This is a genomic window from Mesorhizobium sp. M0140, assembly GCF_040322475.1.
Lineage (GTDB): Bacteria > Pseudomonadota > Alphaproteobacteria > Rhizobiales > Rhizobiaceae > Mesorhizobium.
Map to the genome: position 1 here is coordinate 43,897 of NZ_JAMYTM010000025.1, position 16,223 is coordinate 60,119.

22 protein-coding genes are annotated in these 16,223 nt (G+C 59.7%); 15 read left to right on the forward strand and 7 right to left on the reverse strand.

What is annotated here, in order from left to right; genetic code table 11:
* Positions 1-197 precede the first annotated feature (197 nt).
* From NKJ37_RS23090 to NKJ37_RS23105, 4 genes are all read left to right on the forward strand, one after another.
* A complete protein-coding gene (locus NKJ37_RS23090) occupies positions 198-2,609 on the forward strand; it encodes a phosphoketolase family protein (RefSeq protein ID WP_352751034.1) in 2,412 nt (803 codons plus the stop codon).
* Positions 2,606-3,784: an acetate/propionate family kinase gene (locus tag NKJ37_RS23095; protein WP_352775195.1), complete on the forward strand. Its 1,179-nt coding sequence runs from the start codon at positions 2,606-2,608 to the stop codon at positions 3,782-3,784. Before NKJ37_RS23090 ends, NKJ37_RS23095 begins: the two co-directional genes overlap by 4 nt.
* A 208-nt stretch (positions 3,785-3,992) precedes the next feature.
* A complete protein-coding gene (locus NKJ37_RS23100) occupies positions 3,993-4,232 on the forward strand; it encodes a hypothetical protein (RefSeq protein WP_031213489.1) in 240 nt (79 codons plus the stop codon).
* A gap of 49 nt (positions 4,233-4,281) precedes the next feature.
* A complete protein-coding gene (locus tag NKJ37_RS23105) occupies positions 4,282-4,536 on the forward strand; it encodes a DUF6894 family protein (protein WP_023811993.1) in 255 nt (84 codons plus the stop codon).
* A 62-nt stretch (positions 4,537-4,598) separates the two neighbouring features.
* On the opposite strand, the gene NKJ37_RS23110 is transcribed toward NKJ37_RS23105, so the two are convergent.
* The 4 genes from NKJ37_RS23110 to NKJ37_RS23125 all read right to left on the reverse strand — a co-directional run bounded on the left by NKJ37_RS23110 (position 4,599) and on the right by NKJ37_RS23125 (position 6,019).
* A complete protein-coding gene (locus tag NKJ37_RS23110) occupies positions 4,599-4,763 on the reverse strand; it encodes a hypothetical protein (protein ID WP_023811992.1) in 165 nt (54 codons plus the stop codon).
* A gap of 160 nt (positions 4,764-4,923) precedes the next feature.
* Positions 4,924-5,124: a KTSC domain-containing protein gene (locus NKJ37_RS23115; RefSeq protein WP_023811991.1), complete on the reverse strand. Its 201-nt coding sequence runs from the start codon at positions 5,122-5,124 to the stop codon at positions 4,924-4,926.
* An 80-nt stretch (positions 5,125-5,204) separates the two neighbouring features.
* Complete coding sequence (locus NKJ37_RS23120; RefSeq protein ID WP_352775150.1) at positions 5,205-5,639, reverse strand: GFA family protein; 435 nt, start codon at positions 5,637-5,639, stop codon at positions 5,205-5,207.
* Positions 5,640-5,719: 80 nt separating this feature from the next.
* A complete protein-coding gene (locus NKJ37_RS23125; RefSeq protein WP_128304469.1) occupies positions 5,720-6,019 on the reverse strand; it encodes a PRC-barrel domain-containing protein in 300 nt (99 codons plus the stop codon).
* A gap of 570 nt (positions 6,020-6,589) precedes the next feature.
* Here NKJ37_RS23125 and NKJ37_RS23130 point away from each other — a divergent pair.
* The 4 genes from NKJ37_RS23130 (at position 6,590) to NKJ37_RS23145 (ending at position 10,251) form a co-directional block, all read left to right on the forward strand.
* Positions 6,590-7,339 (forward strand): Crp/Fnr family transcriptional regulator, encoded by a 750-nt coding sequence (locus NKJ37_RS23130; RefSeq protein ID WP_352775153.1) that lies wholly within the window; start codon positions 6,590-6,592, stop codon positions 7,337-7,339.
* A 385-nt stretch (positions 7,340-7,724) separates the two neighbouring features.
* Positions 7,725-8,342 (forward strand): alpha-ketoglutarate-dependent dioxygenase AlkB, encoded by a 618-nt coding sequence (locus NKJ37_RS23135; protein WP_352775155.1) that lies wholly within the window; start codon positions 7,725-7,727, stop codon positions 8,340-8,342.
* 131 nt (positions 8,343-8,473) lie between these two features.
* Positions 8,474-8,914 (forward strand): DUF2231 domain-containing protein, encoded by a 441-nt coding sequence (locus NKJ37_RS23140; protein WP_352775158.1) that lies wholly within the window; start codon positions 8,474-8,476, stop codon positions 8,912-8,914.
* The gene (locus NKJ37_RS23145; protein ID WP_352775160.1) at positions 8,911-10,251 is read left to right on the forward strand and encodes a PQQ-dependent sugar dehydrogenase; all 1,341 of its coding nucleotides are present in this window, start codon (positions 8,911-8,913) and stop codon (positions 10,249-10,251) included. The genes NKJ37_RS23140 and NKJ37_RS23145 overlap by 4 nt, the downstream gene beginning before the upstream one ends.
* A gap of 28 nt (positions 10,252-10,279) precedes the next feature.
* On the opposite strand, the gene NKJ37_RS23150 is transcribed toward NKJ37_RS23145, so the two are convergent.
* Positions 10,280-11,119 carry an alpha/beta fold hydrolase gene (locus NKJ37_RS23150; protein WP_352775163.1) on the reverse strand — a complete coding sequence of 280 codons (840 nt, stop codon included), beginning with the start codon at positions 11,117-11,119 and terminating at the stop codon, positions 10,280-10,282.
* A 321-nt stretch (positions 11,120-11,440) separates the two neighbouring features.
* Here NKJ37_RS23150 and NKJ37_RS23155 point away from each other — a divergent pair, with 321 nt between their 5' ends.
* Entirely contained in the window at positions 11,441-12,058 is a 618-nt protein-coding gene (locus tag NKJ37_RS23155) for a flavodoxin family protein (protein WP_352751022.1), read from the forward strand.
* Between the two features lie 144 nt (positions 12,059-12,202).
* Positions 12,203-12,367, forward strand: a complete 165-nt coding sequence (locus NKJ37_RS23160; protein WP_023811982.1) for a DUF3309 family protein — start codon at positions 12,203-12,205, stop codon at positions 12,365-12,367.
* Positions 12,368-12,494: 127 nt separating this feature from the next.
* Here the strand turns inward: NKJ37_RS23160 and NKJ37_RS23165 are convergent, their stop codons facing one another.
* Positions 12,495-13,277: a DUF1236 domain-containing protein gene (locus tag NKJ37_RS23165; protein WP_352751019.1), complete on the reverse strand. Its 783-nt coding sequence runs from the start codon at positions 13,275-13,277 to the stop codon at positions 12,495-12,497.
* 235 nt (positions 13,278-13,512) lie between these two features.
* Here NKJ37_RS23165 and NKJ37_RS23170 point away from each other — a divergent pair, with 235 nt between their 5' ends.
* Positions 13,513-13,926 carry a hypothetical protein gene (locus tag NKJ37_RS23170; protein WP_245273244.1) on the forward strand — a complete coding sequence of 138 codons (414 nt, stop codon included), beginning with the start codon at positions 13,513-13,515 and terminating at the stop codon, positions 13,924-13,926.
* 95 nt (positions 13,927-14,021) lie between these two features.
* Positions 14,022-14,258 carry a DUF6894 family protein gene (locus tag NKJ37_RS23175; RefSeq protein ID WP_023811979.1) on the forward strand — a complete coding sequence of 79 codons (237 nt, stop codon included), beginning with the start codon at positions 14,022-14,024 and terminating at the stop codon, positions 14,256-14,258.
* A 10-nt stretch (positions 14,259-14,268) separates the two neighbouring features.
* On the opposite strand, the gene NKJ37_RS23180 is transcribed toward NKJ37_RS23175, so the two are convergent.
* Positions 14,269-14,526, reverse strand: coding sequence for a hypothetical protein (locus NKJ37_RS23180; RefSeq protein ID WP_023811978.1), 258 nt, complete (start codon positions 14,524-14,526; stop codon positions 14,269-14,271).
* A gap of 316 nt (positions 14,527-14,842) precedes the next feature.
* Between NKJ37_RS23180 and NKJ37_RS23185 the strand changes: the two genes are divergently transcribed.
* From NKJ37_RS23185 to NKJ37_RS23195, 3 genes are all read left to right on the forward strand, one after another.
* Positions 14,843-15,037, forward strand: a complete 195-nt coding sequence (locus NKJ37_RS23185; RefSeq protein ID WP_023811977.1) for a DUF2934 domain-containing protein — start codon at positions 14,843-14,845, stop codon at positions 15,035-15,037.
* Between the two features lie 88 nt (positions 15,038-15,125).
* Positions 15,126-15,311, forward strand: coding sequence for a hypothetical protein (locus tag NKJ37_RS23190; protein ID WP_023811976.1), 186 nt, complete (start codon positions 15,126-15,128; stop codon positions 15,309-15,311).
* A gap of 166 nt (positions 15,312-15,477) precedes the next feature.
* Entirely contained in the window at positions 15,478-16,119 is a 642-nt protein-coding gene (locus NKJ37_RS23195; RefSeq protein WP_352775167.1) for an alpha/beta fold hydrolase, read from the forward strand.
* Positions 16,120-16,223 lie beyond the last annotated feature (104 nt).

Sequence of the window (16,223 nt, forward strand, 5' to 3'; positions counted from 1 at the left end):
TTCGCGATTCCAGTTTCTAACCGCCAGAAGACTTCAAGGTTCCCGACTATCTGCGGACAGAGCCGTGTGCCCGCCGGGATAGCGTCCGGTCTCTTGGCTGCGCGGGTCGCGACGCCGCCCCGGACGGCGGCAGTCGGGGGTTGCTCAAGCGCAAAAATGCCCCAGTTATCACCAGCGAACCGAAGCTGGAGATGTCGATGAACGACAAGGCAGCCGCGACGCCGCAGGCTATCGGCCACGAACGGATCGACCTCTTGGACCGTTACTGGCGCGCCGCGAATTATATCTCGGTCGGCCAGATCTACCTGCTCGACAATCCGCTGTTGCGCGAACCGTTGAAGGCCGAACATGTCAAGCCGCGGCTGCTTGGACATTGGGGCACGACGCCGGGGCTGAATTTTCTCTACCTGCATATGAACCGCGTTATCCGCGAAAGCGACCTTGATGTTCTGTTTATCTGCGGCCCGGGCCATGGCGGTCCCGCAATGGTTGCCAACACCTGGCTCGAGGGCACCTATAGCGAGATCTATCCCGATATCGGGCAGGGCGAAGACGGCCTCAGGAAACTGTTCCGGCAGTTTTCCTTCCCCGGCGGCGTGCCAAGCCATGCCGCGCCCGAGACGCCCGGCTCAATCCATGAGGGCGGTGAACTGGGATATGCCTTGGTCCATGCCTTCGGTGCGGCCTTCGACAATCCGGACCTGGTGGTTGCCTGCGTCGTTGGTGACGGCGAAGCCGAGACCGGTCCGCTCGCGGCGGCATGGCATTCCAACAAGTTCCTGAACCCGATGTCGGACGGCGCCGTCCTGCCGATCCTGCATCTCAACGGCTACAAGATCGCCAGCCCAACGATCCTCGGCCGCATGGACGACCAGGAATTGCGAAAGCTTTTCGCCGGCTATGGCTACGAACCGTTCTTCGTCGAAGGCCACGAGCCGCTTTCCATGCACCAGTCGATGGCCGCGACGCTCGACACGGTGCTCGATCGCATCCGGTCCATTCAGGAGCAGGCACGGGCTCCGGGATGGCATGGTCAACGCCCGCAATGGCCGATGATCGTGCTGCGCAGCCCCAAGGGGTGGACAGGTCCCAAGGAGGTCGATGGCGAGAAGGTTGAGGGTTTCTGGCGCTCGCATCAAGTGCCGGTGTCGAACGCACGCGGAAATGAGGACCACCGCACGATCCTCGAAAACTGGATGCGAAGCTACAAACCGGAAGAGCTGTTCGATGAAAGCGGACACCTGTTGCCAGAGCTAGCGGCACTTGCCCCAACAGGGACAAAGCGCATGGGTGCAAGCCCGTACGCGAATGGCGGACTGCTGAAGCGCGATCTTGTGCTTCCAGACTGGAAAAGCCTGGGGCTGGAAGTGCCGCGTCCAGGTGGCGTCATCGCTGAAGCGACGCGGATTTGCGGAAGCTATCTTCGCGAGGTGTTCCGCCTCAATGCCGAGGCGCGGAATTTTCGCCTGATGGGGCCGGACGAGACGTCATCCAACCGCCTCGATGAGGTGTTCGAAGTTACCGATCGGATCTGGATGCAGCGCATCGAACCCTACGACGTCCATCTTTCCCGTGACGGACGTGTCATGGAAGTGCTCAGTGAGCATCTTTGCCAAGGGTGGCTCGAAGGCTATCTGCTCACCGGCCGGCACGGCCTGTTCTCCTGCTATGAAGCCTTCATCCACATTGTCGATTCGATGGTCAACCAGCATGCCAAATGGCTGAAGACCTCCGGCGAGCTTGCCTGGCGCAAGCCGATCGCCTCGCTCAATTACCTTTTGACCTCCCATGTCTGGCGGCAGGACCACAATGGTTTCAGCCATCAGGATCCGGGCTTTGCCGATCTGGTCGCCAACAAGAAGGCCGATACGGTAAGGCTCTATTTTCCGCCGGATGCCAACACTCTGCTGTGGATCACCGATCATTGCCTGAGAACCTATAATCGCATCAATGTCATTACCGCCGGCAAGCAGCCGGCACCGCAATGGCTGTCCATTGAAGAAGCCGAAGCGCATTGCAAGGCGGGGGCGGGCATCTGGGAATGGGCCGGTACGGTTGCTCAGGGCGAAGAGCCCGACGTGGTCATGGCCTGCGCCGGCGACGTGCCGACCCTGGAAACGTTGGCCGCGACCGACATTCTGCGCTCTGCGATCCCCGACCTGAAAATACGTGTCGTCAATGTTGTCGACCTGATGACGCTGCAGTCGAACACCGAGCACCCGCACGGCCTCGCCGATGGAGACTTCGACGCGTTGTTCACGAAGACACGGCCTGTCATCTTCGCCTATCACGGCTATCCCTATCTCATTCATCGCCTGACCTACCGTCGCGCCAACCATGACAACATGCATGTGCATGGCTTCCGCGAGGAGGGCACCACGACGACGCCGTTCGACATGGTGGTGCTCAATGAACTCGATCGCTACCACCTCGCGCTCGCCGCCATCGAACGCGTGCCGGGACTGGCCGAAAGGGCCGAAGGGCTTGCGGGCGAACTCCACGACCGGCTGGTGAAGCACAGGGCCTATGTCCGCGAGCACGGCGAAGACATGCCCGAAATCCAGGAATGGAGCTGGCCCGGCAAAAGCGCGGCAAAGGCGCGCCGATGATCCGCCGGTCGATCCTGGCGCTGAATGCCGGTTCGTCCAGCATAAAGTTCGCGCTTTACGATGTTGCCTCGTCGCAGGATCTGCAGCTCGTTTCACGCGGCACGTTGGACTTGGGCGACACACCCACACTCCGGGCAAAAGCGGCCGACGGAACGGTGCAGTGCGAGCGGCAGCTCGCCGCCGACAAGCCGCGTGATGCGGCCATAGGCGAGATGCTGAATTGGGTGCAGAGCGAAATTGGCGAAAGAAACCTGCTCTGCGCCGGCCATCGCGTCGTGCATGGCGGAAGCGAATTCATCGAACCTGTCCGTCTGACCCCAGACATCATCGACGCCATCGACAGGTTGACGCCGCTTGCTCCGCTGCATCAGCCTCGCAGTCTCGCGCCGGTCCGCGCGATAGCTGCCTTGCAACCGGACTTGCCACAGGTTGGCTGTTTCGACACCGCTTTCCACCAGACGATCGATCCGCTCGTGCGGCGCTTCGCCCTTCCGCGCCAGTATGAAGGGCAAGGCTTGCGCCGCTACGGGTTTCACGGTCTCTCCTATGAATACATCGCCGGGCGACTCAGCGGGATATCGCCAACTCTTGCGACGAAACGCACCATCGTCGCCCATCTCGGCAATGGTGCCAGCCTTTGCGCTTTGCAGCAGGGCAAGAGCATCGATACGACGATGGGGTTTTCGGCGCTGGATGGCCTCGTCATGGGCACGCGGTGCGGCGCCATCGATCCCGGCGTGCTGTTGTACTTCCTGCTGGAAAGAGGCATCGCGGCTGAGGAACTGCAGACAATCCTCTACGAGAAGTCGGGACTGCTCGGCGTATCCGGTATTTCGGGCGACATGAGGACGCTGGAAGCGAGCAATGATCCTCGCGCTCATGAGGCGATGGCGCTTTTCGCCTTTCGCGCCGCGAGAGAGGCCGCGGCGCTTGCAAACACGATGGGTGGTCTTGAATGCCTCGTGTTCACCGCCGGCATCGGCGAACGGTCCGCGTCTATCCGCAACGCCATATGCGAAAAATTGACCTGGCTTGGCGTGGTGCTTGAAGAACACGCCAACGACACCCACGCCGAAATCATCAGTCGGTCGGAGAGCAAGGTGGAGGTGCGCGTGATTGCGACCGATGAGGAAAGTGTCGTTGCACGTCACAGCCGCAAGGTGATGCAAGCCTGAAGGCTCGCCATCGGCATCTGAAGTCGGCTGTCGGTTCGGCCCGACGAAAGCGCGGGCAAGGGTATTCCCTGTACGAAAATTACCAAGCGAGCGGTCGGGGGAACCAACTGCCCATGGAAATATTGTGCGAGCAATCCCGGCTAACCCCGAGACCGTCGGCACGATGATCAGGCCGACAGCCTTACTTCAGGCTTTGGCTGAGGAATCCATGTTTACGGACGACGTTGCGGTGAGGCGCCTGAAAATCCTGGTCGAGCAATATGTCGAGACACGCAAGAAGCGCCACGATGTGATCTCTACAGCCAACGCCGGAACCGCAATCCGAGAGGTGATGCCAAGTTGCCCGCTTTCGGGAAAGGCCTTCGATGATCTGATTGCGGCCTGCGCCATAGAGCATGGCCTCGCCGTGCTCTTCGACAATCCGGGTATATCAGGCACTGAAATCTGAGGCTGGCGCTTCCGAGGCCACCATCGCGATGAGCAGGAGTTCAGTCGGCATGTCCAGATACTTTTTCGACCTTCGAGATGAGAGCGGAAGCTTGCAGGAGGATCCGGAGGGCCAGGAATTTCCTGATCTCGCGAGCGCCGAGGAAAACGCGATGGCGTCGGCGAAGGAAATCCTCGCCGAAGAGCTGCTGCATGGCAAGCCGCTGCGTACCGGATTGGCCTTCGAGATTTTTGACGAGAACCGCAACCTGGTGCTGCGCTTCCCCTTTGCGCTCGCGGCCGAAAAGGCCGGGGCACCCCCTTAATACCGAATTGCCTGGCGGCCGATCGCTTGCAGGGTCATACAGGTCGGGCGTCAATGCGGATCCTATCCTTCCGCCTTGAAGTTTCTGGCTTCTTTCTCGACCTTGGGGCTGTCCTTGCCATGCTTTCGCATGAGCTCCTTGGCCTGCTTGGGTGAGACGTCGGTGGTCTCTGCCAAGCGCAGCGCCTTCTTGTCCTTGCTTTCGGTCTTCTGCTTCTTGGCCGTCATGGCTCTTGAACTCCCTTGAAGCCCTGTTCCGATCGATCTTTGCCGGTGCCAACGCCCGACCATATCCAGATGAACTGTCGTTGCCTGGTTTGCTTCGACGAGACGTCAACGAGACGATGCCGGTCAGGTTCCGTGCATCGCCTGCTCATGTCCGAACTTGTTACGCCACGCGGCGGTACCGATGGCGATCTCGGATGAATTCATTGAAGAAGCGGCCTTTTGAGGAGGCTTTGGTGAAAGCGGCATAAGTTGCCGGCGCAACACCCTCATAATCGTAACGTCTGCCGCTCGGCACAAACCAGACCGAGAGGATCTTGGTGGCGGGATCGTATTGTGTGTTTTGGATCACGGTCGATGGCATAGTGGCACCCGACGGGTCTGCCCGAATAACCCGCTAGCAATAGTCAGGTTCCGCCGATGTCCTCGCGGCTCGCACCGCGACTACCGGTCGCGCGGGTTGCCGAACGTCGGGTCGCGCTTCCTCGAATATCGGTCGATGCGTGGCAGGCTGTCATCAAACTCGATGCCCGGTAGCCTCAGGTCCCAATAGGCATGGGCTTGCGGCCGAAAACCTTCAGGTTTGTCGAGGAAGCCGATCGTCACATAGAACTCGTCCCGCAGGCCTTCGTCGCTATAGCCTATCGAGCTTCCACAGTCTGGGCAGAACGTGCGAGTGACGCCTGGCGTTTTGGAAAAGGCCTTCGGAGTTCCCCTAAGAAGCTGAAATTGCTTCGGCCGGTAACCGACCCAGATCGTCAGCGGACTTCCGATCGCCCGGCGGCAATCGTCGTCGTGATCGTAGCATATCCAGAAAGGCTCTCCATCCATGGCTGCCGCGATCCGTCCGCAGAAGCAGGCTCCGGTCTCGCGCCGCATCGTCTGTCCTCCTGTCGCGCCCAAGGGACGTTCAGAGAGCGGCCGAACGGCCGCTCTCATTCAAGGTGAAGTCGTGGAAATCATGCATCGTGATGCTCGGGCATGCTCTTGAGCTGATCCTTGGTCCAGTTCGTCACCGCGTGAACGTCGCCGTCTTCATCGCGCATGAATTCCAACTGGCTCGCGGGAACGGCCACTGGCTTGGCGCCTATGCCGAGGAAGCCGCCGACATCGATGACGACCTGACTGGCGGCTCCAGAGCCGTGGACATGCGAAACGCTGCCGACCTTGTTGTCGTCCGCGTCGTAAATCGTGGCGTCTTCGAGAAGGTCGGGCGTCAGTTCGGTGCTTGTGAGGCGTACGTGGTTGGTGTGATCCATCGTTCGAGACTCCTGTTGGGTGGAATATCTGAACCTCTCAGCCGAGCAATCGTTCCGAACAATTTCGGGGGCGACGGACGGACGACACAAGGATGCAAGAACCCTCAAAATCAGCCTCGGCCCGAATTGACTCGCAAAGCTCCGTACGGAAGCGTACAAAGGAAAATCGTCAGCAGCACAGTTGGGCGCTGACGCTTGGGAGTGACCATCGCTCTTGCCCATCACGAGGCATGGCCTTGCATGGCGAGGAGCCCGAGCACCCCGGTCTGCCACTGGACGCGATAACCGCGCTGGCGCGGGATACAGGCGCCATTGAACAGCAGATACGTGAAATCATATCGCTCCTCGGGTTCGATCGCGCCTCTATCCTGCGGGAGGCTCGTTTGCTGGCGAAAGATGGTCAGCCAACAAGGCCTTCGAGTCTTCAGCAGTAACTGTTGGTTTCATACCAACACGCCGGCCCGTCTAGTGCTGCGCGAGACGAAGTCTATGGTTCATTACCGTCCGCTCGTTCGACGGGCGCAACCGGCTAAGAGATCCCAGTGCTCTTGCCCAAGGGAAAAGAGTCTCGTGGATTACCAGATCCTGCAAGCCAAGAGCGAATTGCTTCGCCGCATGAGTGCGGACGATTTCGCGCGGCTGAGGCCACATCTCGCGAGCGTTTTCCTGGAGTTGCGCGCGCCGATGGAGACTGCGGGGCAGAAGATCGAGGCCGTCTATTTTCTGGAAAGCGGACTGGCCTCGGTGGTGGCCAGGACTTCGGGGGCGACCGAAGCTGAAGTCGGAATCATCGGGTTCGAAGGAATGACCGGATCGGCCCTGGTCATGGGGGACGACCAGGCAAACTTTGATTGTTACGTCCAGTCGACATGCGAGGCCCTCCGGATGGAGGCTGCCCCATTCGTCGAAGCCCTGGAGAACAGCCCTACGTTGCGGTCGTTCCTGTTGCGCTATGTCCAATATTTCCACGTTCAGACAAGCTACACGGCATCGATCAACGCACGGCAGAGCCTGGAAGTCCGGCTGGCGAGATGGCTTTTGATGTGCAGCGACCGCACTGTCGGCGACAGACTTATGATAACCCATGAATTTCTGTCCATCATGCTTGGTGTCAGGCGTCCGGGGGTTACCGTGGGTCTGCAGATGATCGAGAGTTATGGTTATATCCGAGCGCGCCGCGGAGAGATCACGATCCGCGATCGAGACGGTCTCGTGAAGTTGGCGCGAGGCTCTTACGGTCCACCTGAAACCCAGTACCGCCGACTGATCGGAGATTTGGGCTCGAAGCATGCCGCGAGGCAGGAGCGGCCTCTCGCTTGAGCGCCGGGGCCAACAGAGGCTTCTCCACCACTGAACCGCCAGGAAGACATTTTCGAGTGGCCGACGCGATGATGCCGGTGAGACACCGTTGCCTAAGCCCGCGCCGGCCACCGCGGCATTTTTTGGGGATGCCGCGGTGCCAATCTAGTTGCTGACAAGCAACTGGCAACGAAGGCTCACGGTTTGGTAAGAACCGTACGTACATGCACGCAACCTCCCTCGGTTGCATTCAAGGCATGCTCGCGAATCCTGAGTTGAATACAGCACCCGATAAACTCCGGATTGGCAGGCGTTGTCAGATGCGGTGATGTCGCTGGGTGGGGTGCAGATTTGCTGGCCAGGTTCCGATATTGCCAGGCGGGCTGGCCTTCACCATCTAGCTGGGATGGCGACACCCACATCGAAAACACTCGGCTCCGGCTCATCCGGGCTCCAGCACGATCTCTTTGGTGCCGCCGACGACCTGCCGGAAGGTTTCCTTTACCAGCCCGAACTGATCACGGCGCAAGAAGAAACCGAACTCGCCCGGCATCTCGAAGGCCTGCCTTTCGAGGCGTTCGATTTCCATGGCCATCTGGCAAACCGGCGCGTCGTCGGTTTTGGCCTGCGCTACGACTACGACAGGCGCCAAGTCGTCGAGGCGCCGCCGATCCCTGACTTCCTGTTGGCCCTACGCGACAAGATCGCGGCGTTGGCAGGCAGGCCCGCCGAGGCCTTCGCGCAAGTGTTGATCAATGAATACCGGCCCGGCGCCGGCATTGGCTGGCATCGAGACAAGCCTCATTTCGAAGACGTTGCGGGTGTTTCGTTGCTGGCGCCTTGCAGCTTCCGGCTCCGGCGGAAGAATGGCAGCAAGTGGGATCGCCGCACCATCGTCGTCGAACCAAGGTCGGCGTATCTCATGACCGGACCATCGCGCACGGAATGGGAGCATAGCATTCCGCCAGTTGACCTGCATCGATACTCGATCACCTTGCGGACATTGCGCGCCAACTCCGCATGAGCATCGCGCGCCGAGCCGTTCTGAGGCATCGCCAGCGCCATCACGAGTTCTTGAACGCAAACGGTTCCGGGAACCTCCCAACCACAAGTTGGTTTGGAGGACAGGTACAGCTTCAAAGGTGGAGAATGCCCATGGCCCGTGCCCGATCCGTGTTGGTGGCCGCCAGGCGTCCGTTCCATAAAACGCCGATGGCAGTCGCAAATGCATGTTTCGTCGGCACATTGCTGACCGACGTTGCCTATTGGCGAAGCACTGAAATGATGTGGGCCGATTTTTCCGCCTGGCTGCTGCTTGCCGGCCTGGTTGTGGGCGTGCTCGCGGTTCTTGCAGCACTGGTCGATTTGTTTACCGGCCGGCTTTCCGGTGAAGCCGGGCGTGTATGGCCATATCTCCTCGGCAGCCTCGTCGTGCTCGTCGTATCGCTCTTCAACGCACTGGTGCACAGCCGGGATGCCTGGACCTCGGTCGTGCCGACGGGGCTCATCCTGTCCGCCGTCGCCGTGATCGTTGTTCTCTTGGTGGGCCTGCTGGGATGGAGTTCCGGCCGCACTCAGGTGGAGGTGGTCGAATGAATGTCTCGGCCAGGCATATCAGGCGTATCGCGAGCCTCGGTCTGCTGTGTGGATCGATTTTGGCGCTGCCCGCATGCAGCGATAGCGAACCGGATCCCACCGATCAGGTCGGAGCGAACCCGACGCTGCCTGAACCGATCCAGTATCTGGTGCCGCCGATGCATGTCGCGTCCGTCATCGGTTGGAAACAGGAGGAAAGGCCGACGGTCGCCAAGGGTTTGCAAATCCAGGCCTTCGCCAAGGGCTTAAAGCATCCGCGCTCGCTTTACAAATTGCCGAATGGTGACGTTCTGGTGGTCGAGTCCGTGGCGCCGCCCGGTGCGGCGATCAAGCGGCCGAAAGACCTGGTCATGGGCTGGATCGAGTCCATGGCGACGTCAGGCGGCGGCACCGAAGGAAGCAACCGTATCACCCTGCTGCGCGATACCAACGGCGATGGTGTGCCCGATGTCCAGGAGGTCTTCCTCGATCATCTCAATTCGCCCTTTGGCGTGGCCCTGGTCGGCAACGATCTCTACGTCGCCAACACCGACGCCATCGTGCGTTACCCCTACATGTCGGGCGACACCAAGATCACCGCCCCGGGCACAGTGCTGACGCCGTTGCCCGGCGGGCCCATCGATCATCACTGGACAAAGTCTCTCGTGGTCAGCCCCGACGGGTCTCTGCTTTATGTCGGCATCGGATCCAACAGCAACATCACCGAGAACGGCATCCAGGCAGAAAAGGACCGGGCCGCGATATGGGAAGTCGACAGGGCCACTGGCCGATATCGTATTTTCGCGAGCGGCCTGCGCAATCCCAACGGGCTGAGCTGGGAACCGCAGAGCGGCGCGCTGTGGGCTGTGATCAACGAGCGCGACGAGCTCGGGCCTAACCTGGTTCCCGACTATATGACCTCGGTCAAGGACGGCGCGTTCTATGGTTGGCCGTACAGCTACTATGGTCAGCATGTCGACCCGCGCGTGATGCCGCAGCGGCCGGACCTTGTCGCCAAGGCGATCCCTCCCGACTATGCCTTGAGTTCCCACGTCGCACCGCTGGGCTTAGCGTTCTACACTGGAACCAACCTGCCGGACCCGTATCGCAATGGCGCCTTTGTTGGCGAGCATGGCAGCTGGAACCGCAAGACCTTCAACGGTTACAAGGTCGTGTTCGTGCCGTTCAAGGACGGTCATCCAGATGGCAAGCCGCAGGATGTCGTCACCGGTTTCCTCGATAAGGACAACAAGGCACACGGGCGGCCCGTCGGCGTTGCCGTCGACAAATCGGGCGCGTTGCTGATCGCCGACGATGTCGGAAACACGGTCTGGCGCGTAACTTCCGCGAGTCAGTAGGCACCTGCATAAACGCGGATCGCTTCACCTATCTCGGTGCAAATTCCACCAGCGCCTTGACGAATTCTGCCGGTGCCTCGATCGGCAGGAATTCGCCGCAGTTGACGATCACGCGACCTTGCAGGTCCTTTGCTCCAGACAGCCTCAAACCTTCGAGGTAGTCGTCGATCGATCCGAAATCCGCGCCGCCGCGGATATAGAGGATCGGAACTTCGATGCGCGCCGGTACTGCATTGACCTTGGCGTCCTCCTTGAACGCGCGATACCAATCAAAGCCGGCCTTAAGTGCCTCCGGCCTCGAATAGGCCTCCGCAAAAGTCTCCCGCATTTCACTGGTCAATGCATAGGGACGGCCGGCGAGCAGATCGAAGAAGAAATCGAAGTAGGCGCGCTGGTGGCCTGTCACCAGCAACTCCGGCAGTTCGGGCACCGCATGGAACGCAAAATGCCAGATGTCCGGGTTTGCCACTATCTTCGTCCAGGGATGAAGGCCGGGGATAACCGTATTCATCGGCACCGCACCAACGATGCGATCGCCATGATGGCGAGCAGCGGCGAAGGCAATCATGCCGCCCACATCAAAGCCTGCAACGACGATGGATTTGGCCCCAAGCGTCTCGGCGGCTGAAATCACGATATCGGCAAGAACCTTCTTTTCCGCCGACGGCGGCGTGCCACGCGATTCACCGATCTCCGGAAGATCGAAAGCCAGCGTAAAGTATCGTGCGCCGAGTTCATCGATCACACCCTCATAGATTTTCCGGGAATGGGGCCAGCCGTGCAGAAGGATCAAGGCCGGTCGGCCCGGATCGCCGGCCATGGATACCGCCAGCCGCATATTGCCTGCTTCGAGGGTCCGGACGAGCATCGTCTATCCATTCTCGGGAACTCAGGAGAAAACGATGAGCGAACGAATAGGTTGCCCGACCGGTTCCGCCGGCGTCGCTGCTCACCGCCGCCCGTTCTCCAGCAGTGGCCAGTGCTCAAAGAACCCAGCCTGCTCGCTCAGCCGGCTGGACCGTCACCCGGCGGGAGGAGGGGGCCACTCTCGCCACCGGCCTGTTGGTCCGCCTGGCGGAACAAGCATTTAATCCTGACGTTAAAATGTCGAGCGGTCCCGCAACGGGCGAATGGGCTGTCGCGAAGTCGTCGCGGCGATTTGCAATTAGGACAATGCAGGGAGATCCAGATGCCGCTTACGGCCTTCGCACTCAATTGCTCGCTCAAAGCTTCGAACGACAGAGAAAAATCCTCCACCGATCGGTTGCTCGCCGATGTCCTGGCGGCGCTGATGCAATACGAGGTGAAGGGCGAGATCGTGCGTGCGCTCAGCCACGATATCAAGCCCGGCGTGCTCTCCGACATGGGCGAGGGCGACGATTGGCCGAAACTCAGGAAGAAAATACTGGCGGCCGACATTTTCGTGCTCGGGCTCCCGATCTGGCTTGGCCAGCCCTCGAGTGTGGCCAAGCGCGTCCTGGAGCGGATGGATGCGTTTCTCGATGAGACCGATGACAGAGGGCGCATGCCGGCAGCAGGAAAGGCGGCCTTGGTAGCCATCGTCGGCAATGAGGACGGTGCGCATCACTGCCACGCGGAATGCTTTCAGTCACTGAACGATGTTGGCTTCACCATCCCGGCCAATGGCGGGGTCTATTGGGTTGGCGAGGCCATGCAGGAGGTCAACTACGTCGACCTGCCGGCAACTCCGGAAAAAGTCTCGGGTGCGATCGAAATGGCAGCCTCAAACGCCGCCCATCTCGCTGGATTGCTGAAAGAGCGGGACTACTCGGGCGTCTCGGGGTGACCTTTGTTCGCCTAAACACTACCTTAGCAGCGTCGATGAGGTCTCAGTCGGGAACAGGAAGGCTTGTAGCGAGTTCATATTCTCATCAGCCGGCGATCGCCGCTCCGTCTATACGGCGCGAAGCCGCAAACAGGAGAGCAAGTCATGGGTCTCGGCACGATTCTTATCATTATTCTGGTCATTGCATTGCTTGGCGGTTTTAGTGGTCTTGGCGGCGGGCCTTTCTACGGCACCGGTTACTATGGCGGCGGCGGTCTCGGTCTGCTGCTGCTTGTAGTCATTATCTTAGTCGTGCTCGGGCGTCTCTAGCCGAGTCCGCGATGCGGGTGGCAGAATGTATCACCTGCCGCTTGCGGTCCTTCTGGGTTGCTTTGAATCCATAGCAGTCCAGCAATGACGGTCCGCCCTCTAGAGGGCGGACCACTCGTTGGAGATGTTAGGTCAAAATCAGGACGATCTTGAACGTATCCGGATCAACGATGACGATCCGGCCGTCCGCAAGCACGAAATACTCGTAACTTTCGTAAGCGGGAACGATCTTGACGATGCGAGCCGGCAAACGATGCAGCCTGACCTTCTGCCGTGGGACTTCGACGCCGACGGTGATGTCAAAATCGATATTGGACACAGGCTCGACCTTCGTCTCCCGGATGATCTGAGTGACCTGGGTTTTCTGCTCCACCGTCACGTTGTTGATGGAACCGGTCGACGTCGTATCCTGTGTCGAGGCCTTGCCCTGAGCCTGCTCGTCGGTCTGCATCTTGGTCTTCTCCCGAGCCTGCTGGTCGGTGGTGGTGCCAGCCTTGCCCTGAGCCTGCTCGTCGGTCTGCATCTTGGTCTTGTCCTGAGCCTGCTGGTCGGTGGTGGTGCCGGCCTTGCCCTGCGCCTGCTCGTCGGTCTTCAGCTTGGTCTTGTCCTGAGCCTGCTGGTCGGTGGTGCCGGCTTTGCCCTGCGCCTGCTCGTCGGTCTTCAGCTTGGTCTTGTCCTGAGCCTGTTGGTCGGTGGAGGTGCCGGCCTTGCCCTGCGCCTGCTCGTCGGTCTTCAGCTTGGCTTTGCCCTGGGCCTGCTCGCCCATCTTGGAACCGCCCTGGCAGTCAGCCTGCCCGGAAGCGCAATTGGCGTCTGCGCCAGATTGGCTTTCGAGCTGTTGTGTCTGAGCCATTGCCGTTCCACAGCCGAGCCCGATCGCCAGCATGCTGGTAATGAGAACATGTTTCATGGGGAAATCTCCCTGGGTAAGGTTCGTCCCTTCAGTGCGTAGAACCAGAACCCAAAAAAAATGTTCCGAGATAGTTGAGTGAGGTCTAAAAAAACGACCTCACTCGAGACCACATGATCGCGGGCGGAAGCCGTCGTTATAATGACCTTTTCAACCTTGCCGATTGCCCTAGCTCTCTCCTGAGAGGAGGCCGGATATGGCAATTTATAGTCTGAGGGTGGTCAGCTTCATTTTCGTGGCACTGGCTTTCGTTCCGGCCGCCGCGCATTTCTTCGCGATATTCAACAAGATGAAGCTTGACGGGCCAAACTATCTGGCTGCGCAGCGCGCCTATGATGGATGGAGCCTGTTCGGAATCGTGGTGCTGGGAGCATTGCTCTCTACGGCCGCCCTGGCGATCCTGCTCTACCGAGCGAGTGCATCTTTCGGCTTGGTTGTCGTCGCCTTTCTCAGCATCGGCGCCACGCAATTTGCCTTCTGGACGCTGACCTACCCAATCAATCAGGCGACCCGGAACTGGACTGTCCTGCCTGAAAACTGGGAGCTGCTGCGGCGCCAATGGGAGTATTCACATGCCATCGCCGCCGGCCTCAATGCCTTGGCGTTGCTTGTGCTTTTCCTATCGGCGCTTCGCGCTGCGGTGCGTTGAACGACCACGTCTTCACCAGCACGGCCGCCGAGCGGGCAGGAACCCCAATGAAGCGAAATCACTGACCCGCCCGATGTTTCCAGCGTGGCCCGAAAATGAAGCGGTACTATTTCGATCTTCAAAACGGTGACGGCGCGGTACCCGACGATGACGGGCAGCTGTTCGAATCCCGGGAACAAGCCAGAGCGGAAGCAATTCGTATTTTGCAGGATGTTGCCCAAGACGAAATGCCCGACTGCGATTTCGTCAAGGTAACCGTCAAAGTACGCGATGAGATCGGTGCGCAGATGTTTGAGGCGTCGCTTGTTCTGACCTCCGGATGGAGCGTGTGATGCCGCAGTGCTAGCGGCGATACCGCACCGGGATTTGCACGACGTTCTCCGATCCAGGCAGATCAAAGGCCATGGCCAGTTGACGTACGGAGGCCATCTCCACGATCAGTTCTTCGATCGAAAAATCCGGCAGGCCGGTCTTCACCCTCTGCCTCACCTTGGCCGCAAGTTCATGAACCCGCACCGGGACGAAAAGCGGGCTGTCGTCCAGCAGCTTGCTGATTTCGATGACCACATCGGCGTCGATGTCTTTCGGCAATTCCCGCATGGGCGTCACCTCCTCTCGAAGCAATAGCCCGTCATGTCGATGCGACGGGCGATCAGGCGTTGAGCGCCGGGCAATGGGATCGGAGAGGGACGTGCTCGGCGCTGGCCGATAGCCAGATTCATAAAGCTGCGGGCATCGGTGTGTCACGAAAAAATATCGGTACGAAAATTACCAAGCGGCTCATCCCACGCAATCCACAAGCGCCTTCCCCGAAATCGCGACTCCGGCAGCGCTGTTCCCGACAGAGGAGGAAAAATATGGGGAGGAACAAAAAATATGGCCCGGAATTGAGACTGACGAATTGGAGGATCTAGCCATGGACAGCAGGGAAGAAAAGATCAAACGGCGAGCCCATGAAATCTGGGAGCAAGAGGGCCGGCCGGCTGGCCGCGAGCAGGAGCACTGGGACCAGGCCGTGCAGGAGATCGAGGCTGAGGGTTCGGAGACTGAACGTGGCCCGGTTTTGCCTGATCCGACAGTTGCAGCCGATTCCAATAGCTCAAAGCGTTGATCGTCAAATCCATGGCGTCTTGAGAGTACGATCAGGCAACCAAATTGGTGGAACCTCGTTTGCCGGACAGCAACCAGAGGAGGTTTCGATGAAGAGGTTCTTTTTACTCCTGGTCCTGGCCGCCGTCCTTGCGCTCGGCGCCTGCGACAACAATATCGAGCCGATGAAAGCCAACACCGGCACCATCAACAAGAACCCACAGATTGACCAGGCCGCCAGACCAGAGTCCACGACTGGTGGTGATCAGCCAGCCACTGTGCCTCAGGGCAAATGAACTCGGTCTCACATTGCGACACACCTCTGCTGCGCGTCGCCTATCTCGATGGTGGACCGCGAGACGGCGCCCCGGTTATCCTGCTGCATGGCTGGCCCGACGACGCGACGACATACGCTCGCATTTCGCCAGCCCTTCATGAAGCTGGCTTTCGGACGTTTTCGCCTTGGATTTTGCCGATGCGCTTGGCCTCAGCCGCTTTGCGGTTGTCGGACACGATTGGGGCGCCCGGATATCCTATCTGCTCGCGTCGGTTTTCCCGGACCGCATCAAGTGCTGTGCTGCGCTGTCGCTCGGCTGGCAACCAGGCAAACCAGCAACGCCGGCGCCCGGACAAGCGAAAGCATTTTGGTATCAATGGTTCATGGCGACGGCCCGGGGCGCTGAGTTCGTACGAAACAATGGCAAGAAATTCGCCAGATACCAGTGGGATAGCTGGGGCCCATTAGGCTGGTTCGACGACGCTATTTTCGATGGTGTCGCGAGCTCGTTCGAAAATCCTGACTGGGCGGATGTGACGTTGCATTCCTATCGGGTCAGATGGGAAGAGGCCGAGCCCGATCCACGCTATGCCGAACTCGCCCGCCGGCAAGCAGCGGTCAAGATCATCACGGTGCCAATCCTGACGCTTCATGGTGGCGACGACCGCGTTGTGTTTGCCCAGTCCTCAGAGGGGCTCGAAAAGCATTTCACCGCGTTCTACAGGCGGGTGGTGCTGGATGGCATCGGACACTTCCCGACGCGTGAGGCTTCTGATCAGGTTTCGCGATTGTTGGCTGCGTTTCTCGATAGCCATGGCAAGCGCTGAAGTGGGGTCGTCATTCGACCTCATAGTACAGACCGGAACCTGACGCATCGCCGTGCATTTCGTCTCCATGCATGACGAACCGAAATGCGGTCTCGCAATCAATC

Bases quoted from the DNA above. Each gene is read 5' to 3' on its own strand.
- NKJ37_RS23090 (WP_352751034.1), top strand. From the start codon at position 198: ATGAACGACAAGGCAGCCGCGACGCCGCAGGCTATCGGCCACGAACGG.
- NKJ37_RS23095 (WP_352775195.1), top strand. From the start codon at position 2,606: ATGATCCGCCGGTCGATCCTGGCGCTGAATGCCGGTTCGTCCAGCATA.
- NKJ37_RS23100 (WP_031213489.1), top strand. From the start codon at position 3,993: ATGTTTACGGACGACGTTGCGGTGAGGCGCCTGAAAATCCTGGTCGAG.
- NKJ37_RS23105 (WP_023811993.1), top strand. From the start codon at position 4,282: ATGTCCAGATACTTTTTCGACCTTCGAGATGAGAGCGGAAGCTTGCAG.
- NKJ37_RS23110 (WP_023811992.1), bottom strand. From the start codon at position 4,763: ATGACGGCCAAGAAGCAGAAGACCGAAAGCAAGGACAAGAAGGCGCTG.
- NKJ37_RS23115 (WP_023811991.1), bottom strand. From the start codon at position 5,124: ATGCCATCGACCGTGATCCAAAACACACAATACGATCCCGCCACCAAG.
- NKJ37_RS23120 (WP_352775150.1), bottom strand. From the start codon at position 5,639: ATGCGGCGCGAGACCGGAGCCTGCTTCTGCGGACGGATCGCGGCAGCC.
- NKJ37_RS23125 (WP_128304469.1), bottom strand. From the start codon at position 6,019: ATGGATCACACCAACCACGTACGCCTCACAAGCACCGAACTGACGCCC.
- NKJ37_RS23135 (WP_352775155.1), top strand. From the start codon at position 7,725: ATGGCGACACCCACATCGAAAACACTCGGCTCCGGCTCATCCGGGCTC.
- NKJ37_RS23140 (WP_352775158.1), top strand. From the start codon at position 8,474: ATGGCCCGTGCCCGATCCGTGTTGGTGGCCGCCAGGCGTCCGTTCCAT.
- NKJ37_RS23145 (WP_352775160.1), top strand. From the start codon at position 8,911: ATGAATGTCTCGGCCAGGCATATCAGGCGTATCGCGAGCCTCGGTCTG.
- NKJ37_RS23150 (WP_352775163.1), bottom strand. From the start codon at position 11,119: ATGCTCGTCCGGACCCTCGAAGCAGGCAATATGCGGCTGGCGGTATCC.
- NKJ37_RS23155 (WP_352751022.1), top strand. From the start codon at position 11,441: ATGCCGCTTACGGCCTTCGCACTCAATTGCTCGCTCAAAGCTTCGAAC.
- NKJ37_RS23160 (WP_023811982.1), top strand. From the start codon at position 12,203: ATGGGTCTCGGCACGATTCTTATCATTATTCTGGTCATTGCATTGCTT.
- NKJ37_RS23165 (WP_352751019.1), bottom strand. From the start codon at position 13,277: ATGAAACATGTTCTCATTACCAGCATGCTGGCGATCGGGCTCGGCTGT.
- NKJ37_RS23175 (WP_023811979.1), top strand. From the start codon at position 14,022: ATGAAGCGGTACTATTTCGATCTTCAAAACGGTGACGGCGCGGTACCC.
- NKJ37_RS23180 (WP_023811978.1), bottom strand. From the start codon at position 14,526: ATGCGGGAATTGCCGAAAGACATCGACGCCGATGTGGTCATCGAAATC.
- NKJ37_RS23185 (WP_023811977.1), top strand. From the start codon at position 14,843: ATGGACAGCAGGGAAGAAAAGATCAAACGGCGAGCCCATGAAATCTGG.
- NKJ37_RS23190 (WP_023811976.1), top strand. From the start codon at position 15,126: ATGAAGAGGTTCTTTTTACTCCTGGTCCTGGCCGCCGTCCTTGCGCTC.